Below are 10,564 nucleotides of genomic sequence, written 5' to 3'. Positions count from 1 at the left end.
CGTCAGTCGGTCGTGGCGCGCAACGCGGCGCCGATCACCTCCGTCGCCGTGGCGATCTGCACGAGTGCCGCCTCGTAGGCGGCGTCACCTTCGCCGTACGGATCGAGGACGTCGCCCTCCGCGTAGCCGCGCCGGGTGGCGCGGTCGCGGCTGACGACAGCGGGCGACGGGCGGTGCGCCGCGGCCCAGGCGACGAGCTCCGCAGCCGACAGCGCGGCGGCGTCCGCGCGGGCGGCGGCGTCCGCGAACTCGGTGAGCGTGAACGCGCGCCGCACGGTCGACGGCGCGTGGTCGACGACCCACTCCCGGTGCTCCCGGGTCGCGGTGAGGATCAGCCCGGCGTCGGCGAGCAGGCTTCGCGTGGCCTGCCGGGCGGCGAAGCTCCGCACCATCGCGCCATCCACCCCGCGCGCCTCGAGGAGGCTGTCCATGGGCGGATTGACCGGCCAGCCCGTCATCGCGTGCGTGCCCGCCGACGACACGACGAATCGCGGCCCCTCCCGGCCGCCGGCCGTTGCAAGCTCGCGCGCGAGCAGGAGGTCCATTGCCGGGGAGCGGCAGATGTTTCCGGTGCAGATCGTCACGATGGCGAAAGGAGTGAGTGCCCGCATGGTGCCATTCTCGCTGACGCCTCTTACCACCCGAATTGGGGGGTAAGAACGGTCTAGCTCAGATTGCATAGCCCACGTAAAATCAACTGACCTGTGTGCGCTCTCAGCCACGGTCTGATAGGTTTTCCAACAAATCTCACGCGCAGAAGGCCTGGTCTCACCTTCATGCTTTCCTGATCGCGACGAGCATTGGAAGACGCTCCATGGCAGCTGCCAGACACCGCCTTACCGGCACCCCCGCCCCCAAGAAAACCCATACCCCCACCCCCCGAACCCGCAAGACCGTGATCACCGCGGTCGCAGGGACCGCTCTCGCGGCCCTCGCCGCGGCCGGCCTCCCGGCTCTCACGGCCAACGCGGCGACCACCTACACGGTGGCCTCGCAGCTGGTGTCCGACGACTTCTCCCGTACCGCCGCCGGCGGCTGGGGCTCAGCCCCCGTCGGCGGCGCGTACAAGGTCAACAGCGCCGCGTCGTTCTCGACCGCAGGCGGCGTCGGCACGATGGCCCTCCCGAAGGCCGGCTCCTCGCTGACCGCGAACCTCTCGACGGTCTCGGCCGCCGATGTGACGACGGCCGCGACGATCGACGTGCCGACGATCCCGACCAAGGGCAACGGCGTCTACGCCGGCGTTCAGCTGCGGTCGGCCGGAGGCTCGTACTACCAGGCCAACATCCGCGTGGCCAAGGGCGGCTCCGTGACGCTCACCATCGTGCGCGTCAACGGCTCCACCGCCAAGCAGACCACGGTCGGCAAGGAGACCCGCATCGCGACCGGTCTGAAGGCCGGCTCCGCCGTGCAGCTCCAGTTCCAGGCCACGGGTTCGAACCCGGTGCACCTCCAGGCCCGCGCCTGGGTCGCCGGCGCCACCCAGCCCGGCTGGCAGCTCACGGCCGACGACTCCGCCTCCACCCGGCTGAGCGGCGCGGGCAGCGTCGCGGCCTGGTCGTACCTGTCCGGTGCCTCCGCCGTGCAGCGGGTCGCTTTCGACTCCCTCACCGCCTCGAGCCTGAAGGCGTCCACGGGCACCCCGACCACGACGCCCACGCCGCCCACGACCCCCACGTCGACCCCGTCGGCGCCGCCGACCACGACGCCGACGCCGACTCCGACGCCGACCTCCACGCCGACGCAGAACCCGACGCCGCCGACCACCCCCACGGGTCCGACGTCGCCCGGCGACCCGACGGTCAACACCGCCGGAACCCGTTTCGCGACCGGCGCCGCAGCCATCGGCAGCGCCTCCTACGCGGTGCCGTCCGGCGCGGTCGTGGTCTCACCGTCCGGCTCGGACAGCGCGGCGGGCACCCTCGCCGCTCCGTACAAGACGGTGCAGCGTGCGCTCACCGCGGCTCCGAACGGCGCGACCATCGTGCTGCGCGGCGGCACGTACCACGAGTCCCTGACGGTGCCCGGCGGCAAGAAGCTCACCGTGCAGTCGTACCCGAAGGAGGCCGTCTACCTCGACGGCAGCACGGCCGTCGGCGGCTGGGCCAAGAGCGGGTCCGTGTGGAGGGCCACCGGCTGGAACCACGTGTTCGACTCGAGCCCCACGTTCACGCGTGGTGCCCCTGACGGCACGTCCTCCGGCTGGCAGTTCGTCAACCCGAGCTACCCGATGGCCTCCCACCCCGACCAGCTCTGGGTGAACGGCACCGCCATGAAGCAGGTCGCCAGCGCATCCCAGGTCACCGCGGGAACGTTCTTCTACGACACTGCGGCCAAGGCCCTCGTGCTCGGCACCGACCCGTCCGGCAAGGATGTGCGCGCCAGCGACCTCCAGAAGGCGATCACCGTCGGCTCGGCCGGCTTCACGCTGAAGGGCGTCGGCGTCCGCCGCTATGCGCCTTCGGTGCCCGACATGGGTGCGGTGACCGACTACCAGGGATCCGGCACGTTCGAGAACGTCTCGTTCACCGACAACGCCACGACCGGCATCGCTCTGGGCGGCTCCGGCCACACGCTGCGCAACGTCACGGTGGCCCGCAACGGCCTCCTGGGTGTGCAGACGAACAACTCGGACAACCTGACCCTCGACGGCGTGCTCGCCTCGGGCAACGACGCGGAGCACTTCAACACCTCGCCGGTCTCCGGCGGTGTGAAGATCACCCGCTCGCGCAACATCACGGTCGACAACAGCGCCTTCGTCGACAACCTGTCGCACGGTCTGTGGTTCGACGAGTCCGTCTACAACATGACGGTCGTCCACAACGACTCGCTCCGCAACGCCGGCAACGGCATCGTCATCGAGATCTCCGCCAAGGCGAGCATCGTCGACAACGTGTCGTCGAACAACGCCAAGGACGGGCTGAAGCTCAACGACATCGGCGGCGGCGTGCAGGTCTGGAACAACACGCTCACCGACAACACCAACCGCAACCTGGAGATCACCCAGGACGCCCGACGGGGGAACAACAAGAGCGACGCCGGGCACGACCCGCGCCAGGCGTTCCCCGACCCGACGATGACGTGGATCACCGGTCCCGACACGATCCGCAACAACATCATCTCGGGAGGCTCGGGCAACTGCCTGCTGTGCGTCGAGGACTACTCGCACACGTACTCCGCCGCTCAGATGGGCATCGATGCGGACTACAACCTGTACCGCCGCCCCTCGGCCAGCGCTCCGAGCTGGTTCGCGGTCTGGTCGACCGGTGCGGGCAACCCTGCCATCTACAGCACCCTGTCGGCGTTCACCTCCGGCACCGGCAAGGGCGGGCACAACACGCTCGTCGAGAACGCGCCGTCGAAGTCGGCCGCGCAACTCGCCGCGCCGTCCACCTCCACGGGCACGGCGGCGGGTCTGACCTCGGCGATCGCGGCGCTGGTGGGCAAGCCCGCCGGCACCGCCCACATGGGCGCGTGGTGATCCACGCCGCCTGACCCGCTCTGACGAGCAGGCGACGCCGCCGGGCCTTCCACCCGGCGGCGTCGCTCTGTCGTGCGCGGAGAACGGTATGTGCCTCGTACTGGGGTGCCTCGTACTGGGGTGCCTCGTACTGGAGGCAGAGCCGCAGACACGTTCCCGGATAGGTTTCATCGCATTCGACCTCTCCAAGGAGCGACAGATGACGACCAGGCGCCGTGCTCGTGGCCTCGCGGCCCCACGTGTGCCCGCCGTCCCACCCGACTTTCGCCGATCGGCTCGGGGAGGAGCGGGATGACCCAGCTCGGCTGAGCAGATTCCGCTCCGGGTGATTCGGCGGGTTGGTTTCCCGCGCCGATTCCGCCCCATCTTCACATCGCCGGCCCGATCCGCAGTTCTCGTGCTGATACGGTCCCCGGACTCCGCGCTGAAGGGCCGGTCTCACCTTCCAGCTCCATCGATCGCGACGAGCAGCATTGGAAACAATTTCGATGACCCACGGCACTACCCGCGTCTCTCGGACCCAACCGAACCCCCTCCTTTTCCGAAAAGTCCTCGCATCGCGCAAAGCGATCGTCACCTGTGTGGCCGGTGCGGCTCTGGCCGCGCTCGCCGTCGGCGGCTTGCCCGCACTCGCCTCCTCGACCGCCACGACGACCTACACGACCGGTTCGCAGCTGGTGTCGGACGCGTTCTCGCGCACGACGGCCGGCGGCTGGGGCACGGCGCCGGTCGGAGGCTCGTACACGGTCAACAGTGCGTCGTCGTTCTCGAGCGGCAACGGGGTGGGCACGATGAGACTCCCTGCTCCGGGCGCGTCACTGACCGCGTCGCTGGCGTCGGTGTCGGCCGCCGATGTGACAGCGGCCGCGACGATCGATGTCCCGGCGATCCCGAGCAGCGGTAACGGCGTCTTCGCCGGCGTCGAGGTGCGGGCGGCGGGAGGCTCGTACTACCGGGCCAACATCCGCGTCGGCATGGGCGGAATCCTGACGCTCACCATCGTTCGCGTCAACGGCTCGACCGCGAATCAGACGACCGTCGCCGCGGAACGCGGCATCGCCAGCGGCCTCAAGCCCGGTTCCGCGGTGCAGCTGCAGTTCCAGGCCACGGGTTCGAACCCGGTGCACCTCCAGGCCCGCGCCTGGGTCGCCGGCGCCGCTCAACCGGAGTGGCAGCTCACGGCCGACGACTCGGCCTCCACCCGGCTGAGCGGTGCGGGCTCGATCGCCGCGTGGTCGTACCTTTCGGGAGCGTCGGCCGTGCAGGCCGTCCAGTTCGACTCTCTCACGGCGTCGGCCCTGAAGCCCGTCGCGTCGACGCCTGCGCCGCCCGCGACGCCGAAGCCCACCGTGACCGCGACGGCGACCCCGAAGCCGTCGCCGACCCCGACCGAGACCCCGAAGCCGACCTCCACCCCGACACCGACCTCCACCCCGGCACCGACCTCGGCGCCGGCCGTCACGCCGTCCCCCACCCCGACGCCAAGCGGCCTGCCGACCCCGCCGCCGACCATCACGGCCTCGCCAGGACCGATCGTCGTGCAGCCGCCCGTCACGACGCCTCCGGGAGCTCCCGCGCCCGGTCCGGCCCCGTCGGCCGACCCGTCGATCGACACCTCGGGTGCGCGCTTCACGACCGGCTCCGCCGCGATCGGGAGCACGGCGTACGACGTCCCCGTGGGGGCGATCGTGGTCTCGCCGAGCGGTTCGGATTCCGGCGCCGGCAGCGCGACGGCGCCCTTCGCCACGGTGCAGAAGGCGATCAACGCCGCCGCGAGCGGCGCGACCATCGTGCTCCGCCAGGGCAGCTACCACGAGTCGCTCACGATCCCGTCCGGCAAGAAGCTGACCATCCAGTCGTACCCGAACGAGGCCGTCTACCTCGACGGAAGCTCCGTCGTGTCCAACTGGGTCCAGAGCGGCTCGGTGTGGAAGGCGACCGGCTGGAACCACATGTTCGACGCCAGTCCCACCTTCACCCGCGGCGCGCCCGACGGCACCGCCTCAGGCTGGCAGTGGATCAACCCGGCCTATCCGATGGCCTCTCACCCCGACCAGCTCTGGGTCGGCGGCACGGCGATGAGCCAGGTGGCGAGCGCCGCGCAGGTGACCGCCGGGACGTTCTTCTACGACACCGCCGCGCAGACCCTGGTGCTCGGCACGAACCCGTCGGGCAAGCAGGTGCGCGCGAGCGACCTCCAGAAGGCGATCACCGTCGGCTCGGCCGGCTTCACGCTGAAGGGCGTCGGAGTGCGGCGGTACGCTCCCTCGGTGCCCGACATGGGTGCGGTGACGGACTACGCCGGCACCGGCACGTTCGAGAACGTGTCCTTCACGGATAACGCCACGACGGGCATCGCGCTGGGCGGCTCCGGCCACACCCTCCGCGAGGTGACCGTCGCCCGCAACGGCCTCCTGGGGGTACAGACCAACAACTCGGACAACCTGACCCTCGACGGGGTGCTCGCCTCGGGCAACAACGCGGAGCACTTCAACACGTCGCCGGTCTCCGGCGGCGTCAAGATCACGCGCTCGCGTGGGATCACGGTCGAGAACAGCGCATTCGTGAACAACCTGTCGCACGGCCTCTGGTTCGACGAGTCCGTCTACGGGATGACGATCGCCCACAACGACTCGCTGAGGAACGCCGGCAACGGCATCGTGATCGAGATCTCGGCGACCGCGACCATCGCCGACAACGTGGTGTCGCGCAACGCGTCGGACGGGCTCAAGCTCAACGACGTCAGCAACGTGCAGGTGTGGAACAACACGCTCACCGACAACACCAGACGCAACCTGGACATCACCCAGGACGCCCGCCGCGGGAACAACAAGAGCGATGCCGGGCACGACCCGCGCCAGGTGTTCCCCGACCCGACGATGACGTGGATCACCGGTCCCGACACGATCCGCAACAACGTAATCTCGGGAGGCTCGGGCAACTGCCTGATCTGCGTCGAGGACTACAACCACGTCTACTCGGCCGCGCAGCTGGGGATCGACGCCGACTACAACCTGTACCGGCGGCCGTCGACGAGCGCCCCGACCTGGTTCGGGGTCTGGTCCCGCGGCGTGGGAGACCCGGCCGTCTACAACACCCTCGCGGCGTTCACCGCCGCGACCGGCAAGGACGCGCACAGCGCCCTCGTCGAGAGCGCGCCCGCGCAGACCACTGCCCAGCTGAACGCGTCGGTGTCCGGCGCCGCAGCCGCCCTGCCGGCCTCCATCGCCTCGATCGTCGGCCGCACCGCGGGCACGGTGCACCTCGGGGCCTGGTGACCCGGAGCCGGTAGTCGAGCGCACCGCGCTCACCCCACCTCGGCGCCGTCGGGCTTCTCGGCCCGGCGGCGCCCGAGGTCGCGGGTCACCCACCAGAGGTTCGGGATCACCTGGCAGAGCAGGACGCTGATGGCCGAGCCGATGATCGGGCCGCCCGCGCCCACGACGCCGATCAGCCACCACGACAGCCCCAGGTTGAGCGGGACGCTGACGAGGATCGGCCAGACCTGGAAGGTCAGGCCGCGCTTGTCGGTCATGTACATGCCTGCCGGGTACTTGGCCGCCTGGAGGGCGACGAACACGACGAAACCGCCGACCAGCCACGGGTCCAGCGCGAACCTCCCGCCGGCGATGAAGTGCGTCAGCAGCGGCGAGAGCGCGGCGAGCACGAGCCCGATGCCCAGGCCACCGGCGAGGAACCAGAGCGTCGGCTTCATCGGCGACTCGATCCGCGCCTCCGATCGCGCCTTCGCGTAGATCGGCCACAGCGCCACGCCCGCCGCCGCGATCGTCTGAAGCACCAGCCCGAAGAGCTGGGAGGCCAGGTTGTATTGCGCGAGCTCGTCGCCGTGCGTCAGGTGGCTCAGCAGCAGCCGGTCGGTCTGCATCGCGATCGGGAGGGCGACCATCTGCACGAGCATCGGCCAGGCGACACCGATCGCCGGGACGCCCGGATAGCGCCGCGGGAACGGCACCTCCCGGATCGCCTTGCCGACAGCCGGCTTGATGAGCCGTGCAGCCATGATCAGGCAGATCAGGGAGGCCAGCGCGTTCGCGATGTAGGAGAGCACGGCGAGGAAGCTGCCCGCGGGAGCCGACACCGCCACGAGGGTGGCGAGGCCCAGGAACATGGCGGGCGCGACCACCGCCTGGCTGGCCACCTGGGTGCTGGTGCGGCCGAGGCCGACCAGGATGCGGGAGCCGACGGTGAGCGGCAGCACGATCGCGAAGGTGAAGAGGCAGAGGAAGGCTGCGAGACTGCCCCCATCGGGCATGAGCCCCCCGCCGAGGATCGCCGGCCACCAGCCCAGTACGCTGATCACGATGCCGGCGGCGATGATGACGGCGGCCGACAGCAGCAGGATGCGGAACGCCGTCACGATGGTGCGGCGCACCGTGCGGTCGGAGGCCGGCGACGACGAGCCGGCCACCGCATTGATGACGACGGCGGCGATGCCGAGGTCGGCGAACGGCAGCAGCGCGGGGAGCGCGGCGAGCAGACCGTACTGCGCGTAGGCGTCTGTGCCGAAATGCTGGATGATGAGGCGGCTGTTGACGATGCCGATGATGCCGGACAGGCCCATGACGACGACCTTGGCGAGCGCTGTCGAGCCGACGGAGCGCACCATGCCGCCTCGGCCGCTGCCGGCGCCGGGTCCGTTCGGGTCGGACCCGGCGCCTGCGCGCCGCCCCCGCTCCGGTCGCACGCGGACGTGCGTCATGGGCGAGCGCCGGCTTCGCGGAAGAGCGCGCGGCCGGCCGCGATGCGGCCGTCCACACCGGGGAGGTCGGCGAGGATGTCGCCGGACGTGCGCGGGTTGACGAGTGCGTCGACGACGCCGTCGGCGAGCCCGGCCGACAGCACCTGGGCGGGCAGCACGACGTGCCCGGCGTCGATCAGCCATTCGGCGATTCCGGTCTCGCTCGTCGTGACGATCTCGCAGCCGTGCGCGAGACCCTCGACGATGGGGAGGCCGACCTGCTCCCGCCACGTCCCCACCCGTCGCGAGGGCAGCACGAGCACGTGCGCCTTGCGGAGTTCGGCGTGCACCACCGAGCGGGGAGGATCGACGATCAGCCGGATGCTCGGGTCGGCGGCGGCCGCCGCCTTCGCCTGGGGGAGCAGCTCGCCCGAACCGACGAGTGTGAGCCGGGCTCCGGGGTGCCGCGACACGATGGCCGGCCACGCCTCGAGCACATCGGCGAAGCCCTTCCGCGGCGAGAACGCGCCGAGGAAGAGCACGCCGTCCGGGTCGCGCTCGACAGGCAGTGCGGCGCCCGCGGCGTCGTCGGCCGCCGCGGTCGTCTCGCCGGCCGCCTCCAGCCCGAGGCACGCGCAGGGGCTGGGCAGCGCCTCCACGGTGAGCTGGCGGCGGGGGATGTGACGGAACGTCGTGCTGTAGAGCGCGTCGGCCTCCGTGGTGCCGTAGACGACGGTGTCGAGCCGGTGCCAGATGTAGCCGGCGAGCACCCGCTCGATCGAGCGCCGAACCCGGCTGCGCACCCGTGGCGGCCGGGCCGCGAAGGGGTCGAGGTCTTCGATCGCGTAGGTGGCGATCTCTGCGCGCGGGGCGCCGCCGAGGCGCTTCATGCCGAGCACCGCGAGCACGGCGGCGGTGCGCGGCAGGGAGGCGAGGTACAGCGGCTCGTCGACCTCCACGCGGGTGATGCGGCTGCGCATGGCCAGGCGCGCGGCGGCGAGCGTGCCGGCCTGGGCGAGCTCGACGCCGTCGGTGAGAGCGGGGTCGAAGTCGTAGCGCTTGACGCGGTAGACGATGGCGGCCGGGGCGAGTTCGTGGGCGCGTTCGAGGTGGGCGCTGCGTACCTGCTCGTAGAGTCGTACGTGCTGGTGGTGCAGGATGGGTGCTTCGCCGGCCACGGTCCTCGCTCCACGTCTCGAAGGGCTCGCCGCGCGGGTCGGGCGCGGCCTCTGGTCAGCGATTCTAGGGAGTCGCGACACGAATAACGAGGGATTCTCAAAAATCACCCGACAATGGGGGTAGCGCTAGGGTGGGTCGCACGATGAGCGGACGCGAGCGCATCGTGGTGCAGCAATCGTTCCCTGCTCCACGGCCGACGACCAACCCGTACATCGTCATGCTCCTCGACAGTCTGCGCTCGACACCCGGGCTCGACGTGCGGACCTTCAGCTGGAGGTCGGCGCTGCTCGGACGGTACGACGTCTTCCACGCGCACTGGCCCGAGATCCTCGTCGCCGGGCACAGCCCGCTCAAGGCGCTGGTGCGCCAGGGGCTCACCGCGCTGCTGCTCATCCGGCTGGCGATCACCCGCACCCCGATCGTGCGGACGATGCACAACCTCCACCTGCCGCAGGGCATCTCGCGCAGGGAACGCGCACTGCTGCGCTGGTTCGACCGGCGCACGGCGCTGCGCATCGGGCTCAACCCGACGACGCCGTTCCCCCCGGGCTCGGCGCACGAGACGATCCTGCACGGCGACTACCGCGCGTGGTTCGCCGGCTACCCGCACCCCGAGCGCGAGCCGGCGCGCATCGGCTACTTCGGGCTGATCCGCCGCTACAAGGGTGTGGAGGAGCTGCTGGAGGTCTTCGCCGCCCTGCCGGGCGACGGCCTGCGGCTCACCGTGGGCGGCCGGCCCTCCACCGAGGAGCTGGCGGAGTCGGTTCGGGCGCTCGCCGCACCCGACCCCCGGATCACCGTGCGGCTGGCCTACCTGGAGGACGCCGATATCGCAGAACTCGTCGGCCGGTCGCAGCTGATCGCGCTGCCGTACCGCGACATGCACAACTCGGGCGGCGTGCTCGCCGCGCTCTCGCTCGACCGGCCCGTGCTGGTGCCGGGCAACGAGACCACCGAGGCGCTGGCCCGGGAGGTCGGCGAGCAGTGGGTGCTGCGCTACGACGAACTGACGCCGCAGGTACTGGCCGCGGCGCTCGCGCGCGCCGCGGAGCTCGCCGACGATGCCCGCCCCGACCTCAGCGCGCGCAGCTGGGGCGACGCGGGAGGTCGGCACCAGGCTGCGTACCGTCGGGCGATCGCGTTGATGCACACGACGTAAGGCTTGTATTAGAAGTATAAATTTCACAGCGCGAATGTTTCACGCT

At 70.8% G+C, this 10,564-nt stretch carries 6 protein-coding genes; 3 read left to right on the top strand and 3 right to left on the bottom strand.

What is annotated here, in order from left to right:
- Window positions 1-2 precede the first annotated feature (2 nt).
- Window positions 3-611 carry an arsenate reductase/protein-tyrosine-phosphatase family protein gene (locus tag AC0HS0_RS16860; protein WP_472965293.1) on the bottom strand — a complete coding sequence of 203 codons (609 nt, stop codon included), beginning with the start codon at window positions 609-611 and terminating at the stop codon, window positions 3-5.
- A gap of 203 nt (window positions 612-814) precedes the next feature.
- Between AC0HS0_RS16860 and AC0HS0_RS16855 the strand changes: the two genes are divergently transcribed.
- Window positions 815-3,481, top strand: coding sequence for a right-handed parallel beta-helix repeat-containing protein (locus AC0HS0_RS16855; protein WP_472965292.1), 2,667 nt, complete (start codon window positions 815-817; stop codon window positions 3,479-3,481).
- Between the two features lie 581 nt (window positions 3,482-4,062).
- Window positions 4,063-6,759: a right-handed parallel beta-helix repeat-containing protein gene (locus AC0HS0_RS16850; RefSeq protein WP_472965291.1), complete on the top strand. Its 2,697-nt coding sequence runs from the start codon at window positions 4,063-4,065 to the stop codon at window positions 6,757-6,759.
- A 29-nt stretch (window positions 6,760-6,788) separates the two neighbouring features.
- On the opposite strand, the gene AC0HS0_RS16845 is transcribed toward AC0HS0_RS16850, so the two are convergent.
- A complete protein-coding gene (locus AC0HS0_RS16845) occupies window positions 6,789-8,201 on the bottom strand; it encodes a lipopolysaccharide biosynthesis protein (RefSeq protein ID WP_472965290.1) in 1,413 nt (470 codons plus the stop codon).
- Window positions 8,198-9,358, bottom strand: a complete 1,161-nt coding sequence (locus AC0HS0_RS16840; RefSeq protein ID WP_472965289.1) for a glycosyltransferase — start codon at window positions 9,356-9,358, stop codon at window positions 8,198-8,200. Before AC0HS0_RS16840 ends, AC0HS0_RS16845 begins: the two co-directional genes overlap by 4 nt.
- A gap of 143 nt (window positions 9,359-9,501) precedes the next feature.
- On the opposite strand from AC0HS0_RS16840, the gene AC0HS0_RS16835 reads away from it, so the two are divergent.
- Window positions 9,502-10,518, top strand: coding sequence for a glycosyltransferase family protein (locus AC0HS0_RS16835; RefSeq protein ID WP_472965288.1), 1,017 nt, complete (start codon window positions 9,502-9,504; stop codon window positions 10,516-10,518).
- Window positions 10,519-10,564 lie beyond the last annotated feature (46 nt).

The sequence above is a fragment of the Leifsonia sp. PARNA 1/14 genome (assembly GCF_055720965.1).
The sequence above is the reverse complement of the archived record's forward strand: the minus strand, read 5'-3'. Positions and strand labels throughout refer to the sequence as shown.